We start from the raw sequence: 18,447 nt of genomic DNA on the forward strand, positions 1-18,447 counted from the left end.
AAGCGGTGCCACGCTATATGAACAGGTGTTCGCGAGAGCCGTGCCCGAAGATGTCTATGAATTGGCGGTCGAAATCGAAAAGCATATGTTCCAAGGCTCACTCGACACCAACCAATCCACTATGGTGCGAGAATGCATGTGCAGGGCAATTCTTGTCGAAAGAGAACGATGACAACCCGAAATGATGTCTACAACCACATCGCAGAGGCGCTGAACGATCATCTTCCGGAGGATGGCTCAGCTGAGCTGGGAATGGATCACACGAAACTCTTCCTTCGTATGGGCGGTCAAGTGTTCGCGATATCTGTCGAGGAAAAGCAACAGATTGCAAAAGCGAATGATCCTGTAAGCGCCGGCAGAAACTTCATGGCTACCCTGCCCTTCTGGCCCTGGAGAAGCGAACGATGAGCGATATCTGTTTCGCCAAGCCGCCTACCAAAGCAGAGCGGGATACGCTAGAGCGCGTCTATCGGGAGATGCGAGAGATCGCCAAGTCACTGAATGTGGCGATTATTATCAATGGACGAGTTTACGGAGGGCTTTCGCATGACAGATCACCTGATTGCCACTCGGATCGTGCTAAAGAGGATAAGACGCTAAATGGCTGACGAAAAGAGCCTCGACGAACAAGAGGACGCCTTGATCGAGGAACTGGAGACGATTGCCGTCCAGGATCATCCTCAACATAATGAGCTTATTAAATACACCGCAGCAGCGTGGGATCGGTTCTCGACGGGCTGCTTTCTAGCTGCTTTGGTTGCGTCTCCTTTTGCCTTTACAACCAACTGGGCAAATTGGGATGAAGCCATCCGCGGAACCTACCTTGCATTGTGCTTGGGTTTGTTTGTGATAGGATACTCCCTACATAGAGTGGGAATGCACACTCTTGAGAAAGGGCTGAAATGACAGTTCTCCTTTACGTATTTGGCTTCGGCCTGCCAATCGCAGCTCTCGCGATCGCAATGTGGGAGAGCCGCGGCTTGATAGCAAAGTCAAACGATCTGGAAGCGCGCCGGAAAGACCTGGAGAAGCGCTTGGGCGAGGTGCGCGCAAAAAAGCTTGAGACTTTGAAAGTAGAAACCCCCGATGTTTCTGCCAGACTGTCTATTTCCAAACTCCTTGAGGAGCTTACCTCGGGCCAAAATTCAGTCAGAGCCGCTGGGTTAAGAAATTTAGATGTGACAAGCCACATTCTTGCCGCTTCCAGGCGCCGCGAAAACAATCCCATTGTTTACGTTTTTGATTATCAGGGCAAGCCACGGACAATGCCCGCTGGCGGCATGATACCAACTCCGCGACTGAAATAGTCCAATAGGTTCCATCCGACTTCCTGCTTTCTGCTTGCTATAACTGAACATAAGCACAGCAAAACAGAGAGCAGCAAAATGTCCCTTGAAATCCGTAAGTTCATCACGGTCTCCACAGCTCACGTATCATTTGAGACAGCCGCGTTATTGAACGACAACGTCAACCGTCCGTGCTTGGGCGGCACATATGGCGACTATGGCTGGTTTCTCTATGCGAGGGACGATGATCAGGGCGAAATTCCTGATGACCTCTGGAAGGTATTTCAGTGGGTCGTGCAACAGGGTATCGATTACGTCGTTCTTGACCGCGATGCAGATCACATCGACAGCCTTCCTACCTTTGATTGGTAACACCGACTAACAAGTAAAGGCGGCTCTCACCGTCTTTTTCTTGCAGGTGAGCTCAGCCATGGACCGCCCTGCCCTCTCGTTACCAACAGCAACCATTTGAACGCCTCGTCAAATCGTCATATAACTAAAGAACGAAAAGACGAAAGCGCGAAAGAACGAGAACAGCAAATGACCTGGAATTACATGAGAGGGTGGCTACCTCAGATCAAATGAGCCCGGCTGAAAGAAGCGCCGACACACATACGGTAATGCTGCCATTTGGAGCAAAGTCCGATAGTCGCCCATCCGTCAGGATTATCTGGGTGAGATCTTCTCAAACGTATGCCTCACATTGTCCGGCTCGACCGGCAGCAGGTGTTGTTACGGAACTAACCCGCTTGATTGCTCACGATCCGCACCCTTCGTTGACCTGCACCTGCGGCAGGACTCAATGGGCACTGTCAACTCGGTGCGCGATCAATGAACAATCGTGAAGACAGATATAACCAGGAACGCGCTACGGCGCGTTTTCTCGTATCTGCACGCAGCCATGGCTGACCTTGGGCGAATCCCATGGCGGCCGGCGGATTAGCGATTTTGTCACTTGCATCAATTAGGCACATCATTGAATCCTAACCTCAGCTAGTGGGAGATAATCAATGCCTGAGCTTACACCACCTTTCGGACTAACCCGTCTCGAAGGCGAATACATGGGCGACTTCAGTTCTCGATATGTGGAGTTCTTTAAAGAAGCTGTAGAGGACGCCCATAATCACCATGATATCGTCTCGCTCGTCTACACCGAGGATACTGCGATGGCCCACGGCGGATCATCGCCGGATTTCTTTAACGAGAGATTCTTCGAGTTGGGTGCGCATCGCTACAACGATCCGATTTTGCTTCTGCTTGCTGACAGGGTGATCTTCCGAACCGAATATTATCCAGAGCGCGTAGTCGTAGATCGCTCAATCGGGTTCATTTCCCCTGAATTCGAGAACTTCGCCACCCGGCCCGAGGATGACTTGGAACTCTCTCAGGACTAGTTCCAGCGCAACCTTTTCCTGATCCACCCGTTAGACTCGCCTTAAGCACCGAGTGAGGCGAGTCATGATGGACTATGCGGTAAAGGAAGTCGCCGTTGAAACAGCTCAGATTGGCCGTATGCGCGTTTTAGCGAGCGTGGGCGACTTGGCAAGGTATTTGCTGGAGGAATGGCCTGACGACGCGGGAGAGAAGCACAGGGCAGCGCGAGAAGCCTGTCTTGAAGCGCTTGCGGGCAAAATCTCTCCGGGCGTCGCGAGGATCGCATTTCTAGAGGCGGCCGAACAGGACAACGTATGGACCATGGCAACCCAGAGACCTGAATCGACCGGCAAGGTTGAGCACAGATTCAAGCGCCGTGGCGCATATCGCCGCTAATTCACAATCAACAGCGTGTCGTCGGGAAGCGGCTTCTGTAATTGGAGAGCCTCTTTGAAGGGTGCGGTCATCCAATGATCGACCTCCTCTGGTGTGCGCAAGATCACCGGCATTGCCTTTGGATGAATCGGCTTGACGACATTGTTTGGATCAGTCGTGAGAAAGCCAAACAGGGTGAAATCACCAGGCCCATCTTTGACGCGCCTCACGCCGGTCCACTGTGTCCACATACCGGCAAAGAAGAACAGCGGCTTGGTCTGATCCAGGGCGAAGAACACATTGGGCGTCTTTCCCGCCTCATCCTTGTAAGGGGCCGGCTCAGCAAAGCTGGTCACGGGCACGACGCACCGGTTTTCAAGCCCGTGATATTGTCTCCACCAAGGAAAATGTGAATTGCGGATATTTGACTGACCGGGATCGTAGTTCTTGCCGACCAGATGCTTAGGATCCGTGGGCAGCCCAAATTGCATAGTCGCCATCTCTCGCACACCATCGGTGCCATTACGGACGATAGGGGCAAAGGAGTTCTTGTAGACGTTGATATCGGGCTCAAGGTTGCGAGAGATATCTCGCAGAGCGCGAGTGAACAGAGTGATCTCCGCCTGATTGCTCGCCAGCTTAAAGTAGTTGCACATCGACGTTCGCCTTCTTGACTCTTTTCCTAAATGAGAACAAATAAGGAACATATTCCGTTTTGAGCGTCAAGGATATGTCCGGACCTAAGCATTTACGCCTCGTTGCCGACGTCACCAAGTTCTCCGATTTGGACAGCTGGGAGCATCTCTATGCCTATTGCCCAGACTGTTTCAGGAAGATGCGTCTGGATAAAAATCGCCTCGGAAGAAAATATGGTTTTCACGCGAGGATCAATACGCTCAGAAAGTTCCTCGCATGCAAAAATGTGAATTGCAAAAACAAGGTGGGCAACGTGTTTGGCACCGCCAATGAGGCTCGTTAGGGCTTCGAACAGAATGCCTCTGTCAATGCTTTGTTGACGAGAAACCCACCAGGCTCGTGACGTTTGTCAGGATTGTTCTTCAGATACTTTGTCACAACATCCGCTACCTGCTCGCCGCTGATAGGGCTTAAAAGACACGGCTCTTTCTTTGAAAGCAAACGGATCACATCGAACGAGTCTGCAGATCCCTGCGTATAACCTAGACAGAGAATGTATTCGTCCTTCGTATTATCCTTGCATACATTATAGAGATCGTTGCCATTATAGAAACCCGCATGTGCGGAGTTCACACTCGCAGCGCACGCAATCGCAAACAATGCAATTCTCCAGATTCTCATAGCCCCACCCTTCCCCAAGATTCAGTCACATTCTAGTGCAACCTAAATATCAATATCATTCAGCATCAGTTCGTAGGCAGTGGAAAGACGTCTGATCGCAAGTTGAACCTCCTCCTGACCCCAGCCTGCAGCCTTCGCCTCGCTTACCAAATCGTTCCGGAGATAAGTCTCCCAGAAGATCGTCAGATCCACATTCGCAAGATACTCGAAGAACCGCGGCTCGATCGCCTCCTCGCAATCGATGTCACGATCGGGATATGGCTCCGTTCGCTTAGGTGGCGTTACCAGAACCATATGAGCGGTCCTTCCTCCAACAGGCATTTTGTCAACATCGCGTAACATTGGGTAACGTTCTACCACACAAATGGCACGCGAAGTTGTCAAAACTGTAAGCTCACCAAGTCAAAATAGGTAAATTTGATACGTGATGTTTACGTGATGTTGACAAAACCATCCCCAAAACCGGTTTTTCGGCAATCTGACAACATAGCGTAACATTTCCGGCAAGCTCTACAGAAGCTCACAGAGAGCGGCCATCAGCTAAGACGAACGAGACAACAGATCGGCAGCACGGAATACACTCAGAACTAAACCTCGAGCGAAACAGCGCAGCATACGCACCACAGAGAAAAGCTAGACCAGCGCTGCTCGGAAACATATTCGAACCAAGGCTCACTATTCGCACCAGAGCATAGAGGTCAGATATACGCATGAGCGTCTACAGAAGAGACAGAGAGGCTGCGATCAGACCTATAGAGAGCACAAAGGTCGTATAGATGCATTAGAGCAGAGAGAGGGTGGATAGACGGCTGAAAGTGAGTGCTGAGGAACGGTTGGCGCCGCGCCATCGTTGCCTCTCACCAAACCGAACCGCCCTACCCTTCTGCCATGGCGATCCACAACTTACCTGCACACACCATTTTCAACCCGATCGAGCCTCTGCTACAACACAGATGCAGACGTTCACTGCACACGGCGCGATTTCTTACGCGCCTCTTTCTAGTGTGTTGCATGGCACGTTGAACGCGTGCACGACTTGAGGCGGTGTCTTTGCGGATGCCGCCTCACCTTTTCGCCAGGTCGATGCCGTTTTCAGGAACCGAGCGCGTGTCTTGTCCGGAGATCCAGAAACCATGGGTTGCTCCGGAACCTTCTTTCCCTTTCACACAATTCGCCTTGCTTCGTCTATTACGTATATCTTTAGGTAGTAGAATATAGACGAACGATGGCGAAGGGAGAAAACGGGAAACCATGGACTCCGGCTCTGAACCGCGGCGTTCCAAGGTCTACCAAGGTCAACCGCGGCGGATCCCTGCGGTGCCAGTGTATTCCTTGCCGTTCCGCGTCGTCACTTGCCTATACTAGCCAGTATTATGCCAGCATTCCGTGCGATATTGTTTGAACATCGAAAGCAATCAAGCATTTCGAACAAGCAAACACACATAAGGAATACTGACATGCCCCGTAAGAATTCAAAGAATACACCCGCCGTTGAAACTGTTACTGTTGAGGAAGAGTCCGTGCTTGTGCAGGCACTTGCCGAGATCGAGTCCGATACAATCGAGGCATCGGCCGAGACCGCTGAGCCGGACGTGAAGCCCACCTATCAGACCATTTTTGAGACCTTCGCCCAGGATGAGGCGAGCATCAACCAGACACGCATCGAGGTTGCCAATGCCTTTGATGAGCGTTCAGCCTTTCAGAAGGCGAAGAACCCGGACAATGAGAACATCCAGAAGACGCTGGCCAAGGGCCGCGCCAAGATGATCGAAGGAGCCAAGGTCGCTGGCCTGCTCTCTTCCGGCATCTCCTCAGGCTTCATCAACCGATCTGTGTCTGACGGCGAGCGCTTCAACGTCTACGCCGTCGATAAGATGATCGATATCATCAACGCACTCAATACCGGCTCCGAGCTGTCAAATGCCATCAACAATGCGATCTGCCGGTCGCTGTTCCGCTTCAAGAATGCCGGCGAGAAGTTCACGACGGAAATGGCGCTCGGCGCAACGTCCGACAAGATCCGCATTCAAGGCACTCTGCACAAGATGCTGGTTCGCCATACTGTCTCGGCCAACACTGCGCCGACACAGAAGTCATCCACGATCGTCGCCCTGGAGACGCTCGGTATCATCCGCAACGCCGGCACTGGAAAAGCTGCGATCTACGAGGTGCTCGACACACCGCAGGCGCGCCGTTTGGAAGAGGTGTTGATGGCAGCATAACAGAGCAGAGCATGGAAGATTGATGAAGGAGACGGTTGAGGGACCGTCTCTTTTTTTCTTTGGATCAGGGCTGCCTTGGTATGCCGAGGCGGAATTAGGAACCGGTGGGCTCCATGGGAGCCGGCGTCAGGAATGGCTTGCTATTCCCTGATGATGATCCGGGAAGGCGATCCAATGCCCGGACCATGGCAAACCCGTCCCCAGGGCTGAACCGCATCGCTCTCATTGCCAGGACTTACCGTTCGATCACCTTCGTGCATTCGTTACACTCAGAATAGACGAAAACACGAAAGGACGAATTGAATGCGCGACACCATGACAATCCGCGATTTGGAGAGGCAGTTCATGATCGACACCAGGTCCAAGACGAACCAGGCACAGTCCAGTGAGGATGAGGCGTTCACCATCGATGGCAAGGATCTGCTCGCAGCCTTTGCCATCGCCTCCTTCATTTCCGCCGTCGCATTCATCTCCTGGATGACCATCTACGCATTCTAGGCAACAAGCCAATCGCAGCGTGGGCTGCGATTGGCTTCGCACTGACCTAGCCTCGGTATGCCAAGGCACGAGGCCCCTTCCCTCTCCATGGGCTCGCCATGGCGTCAGTGCCGGTCCCTTCCCTCGTCACTTAACCTGAACAAGCCGTCCGACATCCATCAGGGCATTTGCGAATCTGTTCTTGTCGAAAACGACTTAACGAAATGACGAAAGGACGACTCAAATGGCAAATCTTCTCAAGCGCGTATTCTCTCCGGCGGTTCGCAAGGCCGCAGAGGCACTCGAGCACGCTCTGGCGCTGTCGGACTATACGCAGCAGGCGAAGATGTCGGCTGAGGAGGGCCTGAATACGCAAAAGGCAATCAATGACACAATCAAGCGTTATGCCGCGCAGCTGAAGGGCATCGGTCTTATGACGCCGGAGGAAGTCTCGACGGAGATTCAGGCATGTCTCGATCAGATGCGGCTCGAGCGTGCGAAATCGCTCAAGGCAAAGCGCGAGGCCTGGGAGCGTCGCCAGGAGGAACGCGCGGCACTCAAGCGTGACTATCCGGAACTGGCACAGATCTAGACTGGGCGGAACTGTTAGGATCAACAGGGCGTCTCGCAAGGGGCGCCTTTTGTCTGGGGACTGGGTTGGCGTGCCAAGGCACGGTAGTTTGGGGAACGGGGCCATATTCAGGCATGGGCAGCTAGAACGCCTTGGCAGACCATCCTCCGCCGCCTCCCGCGCCAGGCGCCTTGAAATGCGCCATTTTCGCGCGAAAAGCGCGCTACAAGTAGCGCGCTAGTGCTTCAAGCGTATAGTTTGCATCGTCTCGCGTCTCGCGAATTGCATCTCTAAAGACGTTGCAGTCTGTTGTAGTATCGACTTCGATCAGTTCGCTTGCTGCATTGTCATACGCATGTGCTTGCGCGCTCAATACGTGTTTCTTCACTTTGTTCTTTTTCATGATGTTTCTCGCAAGTGTGATCGACTAGCATTCGCGCTAGTCAATCAATTTTGATTTACTTTGTTTCGATAACAGAACGAAGCTTCTGCACAATTGTGCTATCTGCATTGAGCTTATATGTGTGCTTCGAAACGAGAATGATCATGTTGAGCGCTTGCAGCGACTTCAATGACATTTCAGCTTGACGCTTTGCAGCCTCAAGCATCTGCTCGCGACGTGAAATATACTGCTCATGATCTTTAGCGATTGCAAAACGCTTGTCTTTCGCGCTTGTGCAGCTTGCACATGCATCATTGAGCGTCATGTGCTTGTCAGCATCAAACAGCTTGCACGCTGTCATGAATACAGTGCGCGCATTGTCAGTGAACTTGTCTAGTGAAAGCGACTTAAGCGCGACTTGCAGATAAACGGTAGTGCGATCAATCGCTTTCATGTCGAAGAAATTCGTCGCGTTCTGCTGCTTGTTGATGAATGCAGCATCGATTGCGTTTTCTTCAAGTATTTCTGCGATAGCTGCTTGCTGAAAATAAGCATAATTCTTTTTGAGCTTAGCAAGTGTTGCACTGCAAGCTTTGTCTTGCTCGCGTTCAATACGTGCTGCGAACATGTCTGCGATTGCGTTAGTCTGTGTCATGATGTTTCTCTTTCTGCGTTGCTTCGAAGTCTCTTATTCGCTTCGATGATTTGACTATAAGCATTTCTCTAAGCTTGTAAAGTCACTTACTGCAAAATAGATAACTTTTCTTTCATGTGCACATTTGACTCACAGAGCGCGCTAGAGCGCGTTGACGTGTTGCTAAGTGTATGTGAACGCGAAAGAGCTAGAACGCGCTGTGTGACGCGCTGTGTTCGAATGCGTATATGTCGCGCGAGTTATCGAGCGTGCATTGAACGAAGTCTTAGAAAATTCGCGTGGTCGCTGTATGGGATGCCTTCTGTCGCCTGAGCACTCCGGAAACGAAGCACCTCTATTCGTGGCAGAATGGCGCTCTACGGACGATAGGACGAAGGGACGAAATAGCGAATTCGCCATTTACCGGACTCGCTGCATTTGGTAATACGCAAGTGGGGACTTGGAGGAGTTGGGGTATCTTGTGGCATTTCGTAGAGAATGAAGCTCCTGTCGGGCCAGTGTCCGAGCAGGAAATGATTGATCGTATTCGTGACGGCCGAATTAAACCGTCAACGCTGGTCTGGTCCGAAGGCGCTGTTGGCTGGGAACCAGCGGATACTGTGGAAGCTTTCAACAGGGTGTTCCGCGTAACTCCGCCTCCTCTTCCCTCTGCCACAAAAGAGCCGCCTCCTGTCGTTGCATCCGCTACTGTAAAAGAAGAACCAAGAGTATCCCTTCGGCCCGAACCGCCCGTAATCGAAGTGCAGGGCTCACCATGGTCTCGCTTCGCAGCTAGAGGGCTCGACCAGGTCATATGGTCGATTCCAATGATTTTCGTGCTGTTGATGATTGTGGCGATCACTCACAGTCAGACGTTCATCAAGCTATTGGATAATCGCGTAGCCGCGATCCTGATGTCGCTGCCCATCTTCGGTTTGTTCAACGCGCTATCGATGTCGATATTTGGGAACACTCTCGGAAAGGCCCTTATGGGCGTAGTCGTCAAAGCCAAGGACGGAGCCAGGGAGGGCTTTCTGTTCTATCTCATTCGCGAGCTAAATGTTCTCGTTGTTGGCTTTGGATTTGGGATTCCATTCGTTTCTCTATTCACGCAATTGTATCAGCACAGCCAGGTGAAAACAAAAGGTCAGGCAAGCTACGATAAAGGCGTTGCTCGGGTAGAGGTATATTTCACCAGCAATGTCCGCGTGGGTGTTGTGCTTACGGCTGTCGTGCTTGCAACCGTGTATTTCAATTCACCTGCCGCGGAACCTCTCGCAATTGCGTTGGGCAAAGCCGCCGGCAGTCTGGTCGCAAGTTTTCGCTAATTAACGAAGAGACGAAATGGCGAAAGCGCGGCTTTCACGTCCAGAGAAAAACCATGTATGTCGAGAAGAGCTACGCATGGTATTTCAGCCTCCTGAGTTCCAGTCTCTGTTCCTTGTCCAGTCCGCCGTGCTTCTTCAACCAGATGAGAAGCTGTAACCGGGCCGCATTACGGCGCTGCTGAATCTCGAGGGAACGAAAGGACGATTCCAATACTTCGTTCATTCGTTCAAATGCCTCAGACATAGGGTTTGCCCATCCAGTAATCGCGCACGATCTTGTCGGCGCGCTGCCAAAGGCCGAAATCTCCTCCCTGCAGAACAGTCAGGAGAACTTGCTTCTCGCGCATGTAGACTTTGGCAAAATCCGGGTCGTGTGCGACGATTGTGGCTGTGTTGTCGATGAGATCGCACAGCTTGATGGTCATGGCATCGTTCGAGATTGTGGCGATCCGCTCCGTCTCAAGCTTAAACCGTGTCTTCCGATTGCCAGCGCTCATGGGAACCTTGTTGGTCAGTTCATCAACCAGCTTGCAGACACGGACATCGAAATATTCGCGCAGCAGAGCCAGGGTGACGCCGGTATCCTCGACCACGTCATGCAGGTAGGCGGCGCAGAGCATGGCATCATCATAGTTCGCTGCTTGCTTAACGAGCTGCGCCACTGCGACTGGATGAACGATATAGGGTAGTCCCGTGTATTTACGGCGTTGATCGATTGCCGCATGCGCAGCATTGGCAAATAAGAGTGCATTTCCTGGAATATTCATCGCTGTGTTCTCTCTATCGTCAAATCGTCATTTCGCTTTATAGCGAAATAGCGCTAGAATATCAGTCAATTTTGATTTACCTTTTGGTATTCAAAACAACGGAGACAAGCATGTCTGAAAGACTATCAATCAAAGGCGATGTGAGCCACTCAGCAACAGAGCGGCAGAACCTCGAGTTCGTCGGTGCAGGTGGGCCGGGAATTATGGTTTCACTCGGGACGGCCGATAATCTGCACACAGCAATCGCCAAGACACGTCTCGGGATCCTGCAGGACCAGGCGAACGGCGTGAAAGACCGCGACTATACACTTCATGTAGAGCCGGCTGCTTCCTCATGCACGACGGGAGAATGATCGTGGCTTGGGTTTTGCGGAAAGTAGCGCGCTATCTCGGTTCGGCTGGCAATGAGAGCCTCGGCGCCTGGGCGAGCTATGAACGACTTAACGAAATGGCGAAAGGACGAAAGCTCTGATGTTCGATATCTTCAAGGGAATCTTTCAATTCCTCATCTTTCTGATCGGCTTCGTCGTCACAATCATTGCGGCTTTGCTCGGCGGCACTATTCTGACGCTATTCTGGGCTGTGCCGGTATGGATGATAGCCGTCATTTCCATTGCGCTGGCTATCATCGTTGGTGCCTTGCTGGTCGAACTGTCAGACCTGCATATCGAGATCAGATGATCACTTCGCCGCCTTGTGCTTTTCGACCCAGGCGGCGAAGGCCTGCTCAAGCAGATCGCGATAACTGATATCGTGCGTTGCAGCCGTCAATTTAAACACGCGTTTGAACTCCTTATCGACCTTGAAGTTCAAATTTGCATACTCTGTTTCAGTCATATTGTTCGGAACAGAAGTCGGCGCAAAGGTCGGCACTTCTGACAAACCACCCAGAAACGACGCCCTCGCGCGTTTTGGTGCCGGAACAGGGGCCTTCGTTGTCTTTGTGTCAGCCATTATACTTCTCCTCTATCTCGTTAACACGTGACACGATCTCCGCGGCCAACTGGTCCGCCCGCTCGTTCAATGTGGGGAAATTCGTCTCGGCAATCGTCAAGCCAACGTTCTGCGCCATTTGGTAGCCAGTCTTATGGCCGAGATCCGTCTCTGCAACGCGGTAGATGCTCGACAGATATTGTCTGGCCTCCTGCACCGCGAGCTTGCTGTCCGTTGTCTTGTTGAGAACAAACAGAATGGTTTCCTTATCGACACCGCGCTCCACGAGCTCGTTGGCGAAGAGAATTTGCGGCTCCAGGTCGTCCAGCGTCAGTCCGGTCGGTATAACGTTGAGCGTGGCAATCCTGGCGATCTCAAGCGAGGATTGATCACTATCTGGCGTCCCATCGGCGACGATCAGGTCGTAATTGTCGCGCCGGATTGAGCGGATCGTTGTGCAGACCTCGGCAGCAATTTCAGGCGTCGCCCCAAGCGCCATTCGACGCGCCGCCCATTTGGTCGAAGTGAGCTGATTGACGTTGAAGTCGGCGATCTTGACGCTCCAGCCCGCCGACGCGTAGGTCCGGGCGATGAGACGCGCAAACGTTGATTTGCCGACGCCGCCCTTCTGGGACAAGCACGATATGACGTTTTCGACCATTAGTCTTTTCGCTCCTGCGTCTTTTCGTTCTTTCGTCCTTACATGATTCGTAGGGATTCTCGCAAGACACGAAAAAGGGGCCAGAAGGCCCCTTTACACTTATTCAGGTTTCGGCTGCTAAGCAGCGAGCTCCTCCTTCAGACGCTTCTCGGTGCGAGCACGCAGCTCAGAAAGGGAGGTTAGTGCTTCGAGATTTCCCTTCGAGTAGACCACTTTGAGCAGATTGTCTTGCAGTTCGACCTGATCTTCAGCCAGTGTTACGACCGGATAATCAATGAGCCTTGTCGCGCAGACTGCAAGACGACCCGCCTTTGACGCCTTCGTCGGATCTGTCGCCGGCCGCTTCTGAACCGGAACCCATTCGCCATTGTCGATCTGAATTGCATTTGCCTTCATAGCAAAGCGCAGGTCATCGCGCATGACGCCCTGGAGAAGTCCGCCTCCCATGCCAACAGCGATATTGTCAGCCGACCAGCCTTCAAGCAGAAGGGTGCAAAAGAGTCGGTCGATCTTCTCGAGGTCCATGCCGTCGCCCTGGATGACGCGCACCTTTGGGTTCAACACCTTGTAGCCTTTCGAATTGATCGTCCCGCCGAACTTTTCCCAAAGCGCGTGAAGGACATCAAGAGGAGTCGTTACCGGATCACCGCTATCAGGACGAACAACCAGCGTTCCGCCCATCTTGAGCACTTTTTCCTTCAATTCGCCGCCCCAGACGTTCTCGACTGCATTCATGAGGTCGTAGCTGTCAGAAACGACCGCAACGATACCAGACCCGAACTGATCGATCATATTGCTGTAGGCATCGGCCTCGCGATCCTTGCCCCAAGAAGTGATGGTCGAATGTTCCGCGGCTGGGATTGAGAAAGCTGGCATCTCGTTGGCGCCATAGTATCGACGGGCAAATTCCAGCGCTTCCATCGTGTCAGTTCCTTTGAAATTGACCAGATGCGCGAACCCGCCAAGTGCTGCACTTTCGCTCGAAGAAACGCCCCTTGCGCCGAAATCATGCAGTTTGAAGGGTATCTGACCATCCGGATCTTCGGAGCTTTGCAGAAGCGCCCTATAGATGATCTTTTTCACATGGTAAGAAAGCGTTGCGACAGTCGAGGGATACCAAATTGCGCGGAGCAGGGCGGTTTCGATGAAGGTCGAGAGCCAGGGAAGACGCGGATCCAGATTGCGCACCTGCACAAGCGGCGTTCCCAGCGGAACGACGGATCCTTCGGCAAGCGCCTGAATTTCGATCGGCAATCGGCCGTTATGCTCGAGCCGGATAATATCCCATCCTTCACGATTGAACGGCAGGCCATGCTCCTTGCAGACCAGTTCGGCCTCATCGACATCAAGGCTGTCGATCTTCTCTGTGAGATACTGCTTGATGAACGCCTGCAGACCAACAAAAACGACCTCTTTGAAAATCCCGCCGGCGCGTGCTTCGACATAGGCCGAAACAGCGGTCGTCTGGGGCGGATATTGAAGGAAGTGAGACTGTTTGTAGCTATCGGTAGCAAGAATAAGATTGCGGAAAGACATCGTGAACTCCTCACGTTTGAATTTTGATGGAACAGCGGACTCCCCGCTGCTTAGAAACCGATCATCTTCTGCAAGATTGACCAGTGATCCTCGAAGAACACCTGTGGCTCGAGGTCGCCAAGACGATACCAGTCGGCATGTTCGGCATCGTCGGAGCCCTTCACTGTGAAAAGCTCCTTTGAATCGGGTAGAACGAACCGATAGGCTGTTGTCACAATCCTACCGCGCAGTGAGCGCTTGGGGTGATCGAACAATTCGCTTCCGGTGATGAAGGATGCGAGCATCGAGGGCGGGATTTCGCCCTTTCTGTCAGAGATTTTGGTCTCTTCCTTCAGTTCACGCACCGAAGCATCGCGGATCTGCTCGTTCTCGTTGACGAAGCCGCCGGGAAGAGCGAGCAGGCCGTGACCGTATTCCTTGCCGCGACGGATCAACAGCACATGACCGGATTGTGTGACACAGGCGTCGGCCGTCAGGAACGGGCCTTTGCCATAGGTCTTGCGATAGTCGATCAGATATTGCTGCTCATACACGCGCCTCTTGAACTCTTCGGTGAGCATGTATTCTTCCAGAAAACCCGCCACCTGGTCATCAAGACCGCGTGTAGGGATCAAGGGAAGGGGTTGAAAGTAGGCAGCACGAATGTTCGACGCATTGAATGTGCCGAACTGACTGCCGATCTGGATCGACTCCCACTCAGGAAAGCGTTTCAGATAAAAGCCGGTAGCGTCCTTCCCGAAGCCGGCAAGAGCGACCTTGAAGTCATTGATGCCTGAAGTGTGGAAACCGTGATTGTTTCCGTATTCAAGAATGATATCGGTAATCGTGCGCTGCACGCTCGCGATCCAGGCACTATCATTGTAGAGATTATCTTCCAGCGGCTCAACGATGAGACGTTCAGTTGCCATTTCGTGGCGAAAGACACGATGGATCATCTCCTTGCGTTCCTCGAAAGTGAACGGGTTGGCGAAGTCCCTGGCGATGTTGGAAGATCCGATCAGCACGATCACTCGCTCAGCCTGTTTTAAAGCTTCACGAATGACGTGCTGATGACCGATATGCAGTGGTTGAAATCTGCCGATGAATACGGCGAAGTGATACTTAGACACTCGAGACTCCCTCGAACTATGTTGAATGCGCTGAACTCCTCAGCGCTCACACAGACTATTATAGCAGCGATCGTCAGGGCTACATCGAGAAAATGCAGGAAAGTGCACGGCGGCTGATCCCGTATAAGGACGAAAGGACGAAATCGCCCTTTCGTTTATTCGTTATACCCTTGTATTCTCTACCATTTTGAACTTCTTCTTGTCGCGAATGACAGAAATGAAGCCCGAGAGGAAACCGTAGTCGTGCATGACGGGACGATTCTTAAGCAAGCCCCAATTGCCTTGATGCACATCAGTGCAAAAGTCTGGCACTTGCTTGGGCACACGTTTGGCTGAAATCTCTTTTGTCCGTTCCATCACAAGAATGGATCCGCTGCGGGAGATAAAGTGGCAGGGAGCAAGCCATTGACCGGCTGGCGTGTCCTTCAACTGGTGCCAGACGTTCCATTCAGTCACATTACAGAAGTCTCGCTCCGCGTGTGGCGTCTCTATTTTGTAGACGAGATCCTCACGGCCAGGCACCGCGTAGACGTTGCGATACTTTCCTTGGCCGAGATTTCCGCCGAGCATGAAGTGATTGAACTCTTCCTGAATCGGAGCGAGCCAGTCGTAGAGCGGAGTAGGGGTGTAATTGGTCATGTCGGCTCAAACTCGTCTCTATCGAAGAGCTCTTCGAACACGTCGATATCGGCCCGAAGCGCGTTCCATCGAAACTCAATCTCTGTCCTGGCGGCCATATCATCGCGGAGTTCCACTATCTCGGCGTCATCCGGGACACAGTTTGCCGCACGAAACTCCAAAAGACGCAAATCACGAGACACTCGGGATGAAATATCTGCGAACTTGTCTTCCACGTAACGCACCCGACGTGGCTCAAGCCGATAGACCGTTCTGGTGATATCGGTTGGCACTGGATCATCGGGATAAGGCAGGTCCACCGGAATTTCCCAGTTTTGAAACACGATGTCGCGCTGACCCGGTCGGAGCGGAAGGTGTAAATGTCCGACTAGCCTGTTGTCGTGATAAACCTGAATCATGCAACGCGACCTTCGATCACGTTTATCAGCTTGACTGCCAAGTCTTTGCGGGCATCTTCCTTCGAAAGACCCCGAGCAAGTCCATCATTAAGAATCTGCGCGTGCGCATGAACCGGATTGAAGGTGTCGAACTCAAACTTTGAGGGGCCGGCGAGAGGATTGACGATCTCGAGAACCAGCGCACCTTGATCTCGCCAGTATTTGCCCTGCTCACGACGGACGGAACCAAAGACCGCGGTTGCTTCCTTCGGTCTCGCGTTGTGACTCATGAGCGGAATGATGTCGCCACCGAACTTCTCTTCGAAGGCATTCCCAATCTCGCCGAGGATTTCGCGAACCTGCCATTCCCTGCCGTTAAGCACGACGTTCTCGAGCTTGCCTTCCTGAGTGAATACCTGGTGCTGAGTGAGACCAAGGTAGTCGATGGCGATCTTGCGCAAGGGAAGTCCATCATCGGCCGTGGCGTGACCGTAGATTTCGCCGATGATTTCGGCTGCTGTGGTTTTTCCAGATGTTGGGTGACCACAAAGTGCAATGTATTGGGGGATTTCGGTCATGTCTGTCTCTCATAAATAAATCAATAATGATTTACTTTATAGCGAGGAGAGACGGCGCTGCTCTCTACTAAGGGAGAGCAACGCTAATTCGCCTTTTCGTTACTTCGTTCTTTCGTAGTTTCGCAGCTTCATTTCGGCAAGCCGCAGTTTGCGCTGCAATTTGGCATTCTCTTCCTGGAGCAGTTCAAGTTCGTGTTCGATCCGGTCCTCGGACAGAACCGACAGCCCTCGAGCGTTGAAAAAGTGGATTGGATCCACGAGGCGGGTTGGGGAGATGGTCATGCGGCTTCCTTCCGAGCAAATATAGACCAGTTGAAGTCCTGACCTTCAGGCAAGATGCCTTCAGCGAAGCCAGGTGTTTGCTGAATGATGGCGCGACGCTGCGCATCATGCTCGCGTAGCGTCGTGTTGAGGTTGGCTGAATACATCGCGATGAACGCAAAATTCGGAATGCCTTTGGGCTTTCCACGCAAACCGCGGCCGATACGCTGGCGTAGCGCAACTTCGGCCTTGCCGCCGCCTGCGAGCATCACCAGACCAACAGCCGGCACGTCAACGCCAACATCGAGAATGGTTGTGCCAATCAACCCGTCTATCGTGCCATTCTTAAGAGCGGTGAGGGCGGCTTTGCGCTCCTTCTGGTTGTTCTCGCCGCGAATAAACATAATCCGCAGACCAACGCGCTTCATCAGCTCGACCAGCGTGTCGCCATGCGACGTGTGCTGAACCAGAACCATAAAGGGCAGACCGACCTTGCGCGCCATCAGACCATCCCGGATGATGGCCTTGTGCATGTTCATGTTGTCGGTATAGCCAAGCTTATATGCGCGCTGCCAAGGCGAGGTGCGATGCAACCCCTGTGCACCCTCAACGCTCATGAACTTGAAGTGCGGTGTCGCAAGAATACCGCGCTTGATCAAAAGCTCTTCGGAGACTTTGATTAGAATCGAGCCAAAAGCTGCCATCAGACGCAGATTGTCCTGCGCATTGGTGCGCATGAACGGCGTCGCAGTCAGTGCAACCCGGATCTGCGCATTCTTGCAGTATTTCAGAATCTCGTAATAGGAGTTGCCACCGGCCTCGTGCGCTTCCTCACCGATGACCACTTCCATCATCTCCAAGACCTTGATGATCTTGTTGCGTTTGGCCACCTTCTCATCATAGCGCTGCTTTGCCAGTTTGCCGACATCTTCCGGCGCAATGAACGTATCCTTCTTCTTGTTGAGGTGCTGAGATTTGGTGACTGCGCGCCGCTCTCGTGCAAGGTCAGGAACCTCGAGCGCCTGAACAAGCGTTTGGACCATGCCAAGGTTCACGCCCTTGGTAACTTTCATCTCACCATCACCCATCAGGCCGGTGTTGAGACCGAGTGCATCAAGTTGATCCTTCATCTGATAGAGCAGAACTCCGCGCGTCGTGATGAACAGCGTCATGCGCCGGTAACGCGCCATGATCAGCTTGGCGATCTTCGACTTGCCGCCGCCGGTCGCCACTTGAATGATGCCGCGGCCGTATTTCTCCACACTTCGAAGGGCTTTGATCTGGAAATCATAGTCCGGATTGTCGTTTCCGAACTCGTCGACGATTGGACTAAACGGACCAAGTGGTTCTGGCAGAGCTTTGCGCACCAAGCGCACCTGATAGCCCTTCTTGATCAGCGTGCGCTCAACGAGGTGAACGAAGCCAGCCGGAAATGTGTGATTGGTCATCTGGTAGAAAGATGAATAGGCCGAGACCATACCCACATTGCTTGCGAAAGTGCCATCGATCGAGGAGTCGTTATAAGACAGCAGGTCCGAAACGATCGCATCTACCGATTTGTCCGCATTCCGGATCTGGGCCGTCACAGCGTTGTGAGCCAGGATTACAGATTTCATTCAC

29 protein-coding genes are annotated in these 18,447 nt (G+C 52.6%); 13 read left to right on the forward strand and 16 right to left on the reverse strand.

Annotated elements, in window-relative coordinates; all coding sequences use genetic code 11:
- Positions 1–168 precede the first annotated feature (168 nt).
- The 7 genes from FHW16_RS26260 to FHW16_RS26290 all read left to right on the forward strand — a co-directional run bounded on the left by FHW16_RS26260 (position 169) and on the right by FHW16_RS26290 (position 3,056).
- Positions 169–408, forward strand: coding sequence for a hypothetical protein (locus tag FHW16_RS26260; protein WP_182552230.1), 240 nt, complete (start codon positions 169–171; stop codon positions 406–408).
- The gene (locus FHW16_RS26265; RefSeq protein WP_182552231.1) at positions 405–608 is read left to right on the forward strand and encodes a hypothetical protein; all 204 of its coding nucleotides are present in this window, start codon (positions 405–407) and stop codon (positions 606–608) included. Before FHW16_RS26260 ends, FHW16_RS26265 begins: the two co-directional genes overlap by 4 nt.
- On the forward strand, positions 601–906 hold the full coding sequence (locus tag FHW16_RS26270) for a hypothetical protein (RefSeq protein ID WP_182552232.1): 306 nt from the start codon (positions 601–603) through the stop codon (positions 904–906). The genes FHW16_RS26265 and FHW16_RS26270 overlap by 8 nt, the downstream gene beginning before the upstream one ends.
- Positions 903–1,307 (forward strand): hypothetical protein, encoded by a 405-nt coding sequence (locus tag FHW16_RS26275; RefSeq protein ID WP_182552233.1) that lies wholly within the window; start codon positions 903–905, stop codon positions 1,305–1,307. Before FHW16_RS26270 ends, FHW16_RS26275 begins: the two co-directional genes overlap by 4 nt.
- 78 nt (positions 1,308–1,385) lie before the next feature.
- Positions 1,386–1,658, forward strand: a complete 273-nt coding sequence (locus FHW16_RS26280; protein ID WP_182552234.1) for a hypothetical protein — start codon at positions 1,386–1,388, stop codon at positions 1,656–1,658.
- Between the two features lie 638 nt (positions 1,659–2,296).
- The gene (locus tag FHW16_RS26285; protein WP_182552235.1) at positions 2,297–2,680 is read left to right on the forward strand and encodes a hypothetical protein; all 384 of its coding nucleotides are present in this window, start codon (positions 2,297–2,299) and stop codon (positions 2,678–2,680) included.
- 64 nt (positions 2,681–2,744) lie between these two features.
- Positions 2,745–3,056, forward strand: coding sequence for a DUF982 domain-containing protein (locus tag FHW16_RS26290; RefSeq protein WP_182552236.1), 312 nt, complete (start codon positions 2,745–2,747; stop codon positions 3,054–3,056).
- Here FHW16_RS26290 and FHW16_RS26295 read toward each other — a convergent pair.
- The 3 genes from FHW16_RS26295 to FHW16_RS26300 form a co-directional block, all read right to left on the reverse strand.
- Entirely contained in the window at positions 3,053–3,742 is a 690-nt protein-coding gene (locus FHW16_RS26295; protein ID WP_246711971.1) for an SOS response-associated peptidase, read from the reverse strand. The two genes, FHW16_RS26290 and FHW16_RS26295, sit on opposite strands and share 4 nt — an antisense overlap.
- Before the next feature lie 268 nt (positions 3,743–4,010).
- Complete coding sequence (locus tag FHW16_RS29320) at positions 4,011–4,352, reverse strand: Rap1a/Tai family immunity protein (RefSeq protein WP_432652092.1); 342 nt, start codon at positions 4,350–4,352, stop codon at positions 4,011–4,013.
- Positions 4,353–4,394: 42 nt separating this feature from the next.
- On the reverse strand, positions 4,395–4,646 hold the full coding sequence (locus tag FHW16_RS26300) for a hypothetical protein (protein ID WP_182552237.1): 252 nt from the start codon (positions 4,644–4,646) through the stop codon (positions 4,395–4,397).
- A gap of 1,163 nt (positions 4,647–5,809) precedes the next feature.
- On the opposite strand from FHW16_RS26300, the gene FHW16_RS26305 reads away from it, so the two are divergent.
- From FHW16_RS26305 to FHW16_RS26315, 3 genes are all read left to right on the forward strand, one after another.
- Positions 5,810–6,574: a hypothetical protein gene (locus tag FHW16_RS26305; protein ID WP_182552238.1), complete on the forward strand. Its 765-nt coding sequence runs from the start codon at positions 5,810–5,812 to the stop codon at positions 6,572–6,574.
- A 303-nt stretch (positions 6,575–6,877) separates the two neighbouring features.
- Entirely contained in the window at positions 6,878–7,072 is a 195-nt protein-coding gene (locus FHW16_RS26310) for a hypothetical protein (RefSeq protein WP_182552239.1), read from the forward strand.
- A 223-nt stretch (positions 7,073–7,295) separates the two neighbouring features.
- Entirely contained in the window at positions 7,296–7,643 is a 348-nt protein-coding gene (locus tag FHW16_RS26315) for a hypothetical protein (RefSeq protein ID WP_182552240.1), read from the forward strand.
- A 202-nt stretch (positions 7,644–7,845) separates the two neighbouring features.
- Here FHW16_RS26315 and FHW16_RS26320 read toward each other — a convergent pair whose 3' ends face one another.
- On the reverse strand, positions 7,846–8,025 hold the full coding sequence (locus FHW16_RS26320) for a hypothetical protein (protein WP_182552241.1): 180 nt from the start codon (positions 8,023–8,025) through the stop codon (positions 7,846–7,848).
- 55 nt (positions 8,026–8,080) lie between these two features.
- The gene (locus FHW16_RS26325) at positions 8,081–8,659 is read right to left on the reverse strand and encodes a hypothetical protein (RefSeq protein ID WP_182552242.1); all 579 of its coding nucleotides are present in this window, start codon (positions 8,657–8,659) and stop codon (positions 8,081–8,083) included.
- 458 nt (positions 8,660–9,117) lie between these two features.
- Between FHW16_RS26325 and FHW16_RS26330 the strand changes: the two genes are divergently transcribed.
- Entirely contained in the window at positions 9,118–9,966 is an 849-nt protein-coding gene (locus FHW16_RS26330) for an RDD family protein (RefSeq protein ID WP_182552243.1), read from the forward strand.
- Positions 9,967–10,036: 70 nt separating this feature from the next.
- Here the strand turns inward: FHW16_RS26330 and FHW16_RS28770 are convergent, their stop codons facing one another.
- Together FHW16_RS28770 and FHW16_RS26335 are read right to left on the reverse strand one after the other, a co-directional pair.
- Positions 10,037–10,189, reverse strand: a complete 153-nt coding sequence (locus tag FHW16_RS28770; protein ID WP_210278286.1) for a hypothetical protein — start codon at positions 10,187–10,189, stop codon at positions 10,037–10,039.
- A gap of 13 nt (positions 10,190–10,202) precedes the next feature.
- Positions 10,203–10,733 (reverse strand): HD domain-containing protein, encoded by a 531-nt coding sequence (locus tag FHW16_RS26335; protein WP_182552244.1) that lies wholly within the window; start codon positions 10,731–10,733, stop codon positions 10,203–10,205.
- Positions 10,734–10,843: 110 nt separating this feature from the next.
- Between FHW16_RS26335 and FHW16_RS26340 the strand changes: the two genes are divergently transcribed.
- The gene (locus tag FHW16_RS26340) at positions 10,844–11,086 is read left to right on the forward strand and encodes a hypothetical protein (protein ID WP_182552245.1); all 243 of its coding nucleotides are present in this window, start codon (positions 10,844–10,846) and stop codon (positions 11,084–11,086) included.
- A gap of 118 nt (positions 11,087–11,204) precedes the next feature.
- Positions 11,205–11,414, forward strand: coding sequence for a hypothetical protein (locus FHW16_RS26345; protein ID WP_182552246.1), 210 nt, complete (start codon positions 11,205–11,207; stop codon positions 11,412–11,414).
- On the opposite strand, the gene FHW16_RS26350 is transcribed toward FHW16_RS26345, so the two are convergent.
- The 9 genes from FHW16_RS26350 to FHW16_RS26390 all read right to left on the reverse strand — a co-directional run bounded on the left by FHW16_RS26350 (position 11,415) and on the right by FHW16_RS26390 (position 18,443).
- On the reverse strand, positions 11,415–11,687 hold the full coding sequence (locus FHW16_RS26350) for a hypothetical protein (protein ID WP_182552247.1): 273 nt from the start codon (positions 11,685–11,687) through the stop codon (positions 11,415–11,417).
- On the reverse strand, positions 11,680–12,327 hold the full coding sequence (locus FHW16_RS26355) for a ParA family protein (protein WP_182552248.1): 648 nt from the start codon (positions 12,325–12,327) through the stop codon (positions 11,680–11,682). Before FHW16_RS26355 ends, FHW16_RS26350 begins: the two co-directional genes overlap by 8 nt.
- A gap of 117 nt (positions 12,328–12,444) precedes the next feature.
- The gene (locus FHW16_RS26360) at positions 12,445–13,863 is read right to left on the reverse strand and encodes a nicotinate phosphoribosyltransferase (RefSeq protein WP_182552249.1); all 1,419 of its coding nucleotides are present in this window, start codon (positions 13,861–13,863) and stop codon (positions 12,445–12,447) included.
- Positions 13,864–13,913: 50 nt separating this feature from the next.
- Complete coding sequence (locus tag FHW16_RS29235; RefSeq protein WP_182552250.1) at positions 13,914–14,972, reverse strand: NUDIX domain-containing protein; 1,059 nt, start codon at positions 14,970–14,972, stop codon at positions 13,914–13,916.
- A gap of 162 nt (positions 14,973–15,134) precedes the next feature.
- Positions 15,135–15,611 (reverse strand): hypothetical protein, encoded by a 477-nt coding sequence (locus tag FHW16_RS26370; RefSeq protein ID WP_182552251.1) that lies wholly within the window; start codon positions 15,609–15,611, stop codon positions 15,135–15,137.
- Positions 15,608–16,009 carry a hypothetical protein gene (locus FHW16_RS26375; protein ID WP_182552252.1) on the reverse strand — a complete coding sequence of 134 codons (402 nt, stop codon included), beginning with the start codon at positions 16,007–16,009 and terminating at the stop codon, positions 15,608–15,610. The genes FHW16_RS26370 and FHW16_RS26375 overlap by 4 nt, the downstream gene beginning before the upstream one ends.
- A complete protein-coding gene (locus tag FHW16_RS26380) occupies positions 16,006–16,566 on the reverse strand; it encodes a hypothetical protein (RefSeq protein WP_182552253.1) in 561 nt (186 codons plus the stop codon). Before FHW16_RS26380 ends, FHW16_RS26375 begins: the two co-directional genes overlap by 4 nt.
- Before the next feature lie 99 nt (positions 16,567–16,665).
- Entirely contained in the window at positions 16,666–16,848 is a 183-nt protein-coding gene (locus FHW16_RS26385; RefSeq protein WP_182552254.1) for a hypothetical protein, read from the reverse strand.
- Positions 16,845–18,443: a DEAD/DEAH box helicase gene (locus FHW16_RS26390; protein WP_182552255.1), complete on the reverse strand. Its 1,599-nt coding sequence runs from the start codon at positions 18,441–18,443 to the stop codon at positions 16,845–16,847. The genes FHW16_RS26385 and FHW16_RS26390 overlap by 4 nt, the downstream gene beginning before the upstream one ends.
- Positions 18,444–18,447: the final 4 nt, after the last annotated feature.

The organism is Phyllobacterium myrsinacearum (assembly GCF_014138285.1).
GTDB lineage: Bacteria > Pseudomonadota > Alphaproteobacteria > Rhizobiales > Rhizobiaceae > Phyllobacterium > Phyllobacterium myrsinacearum_A.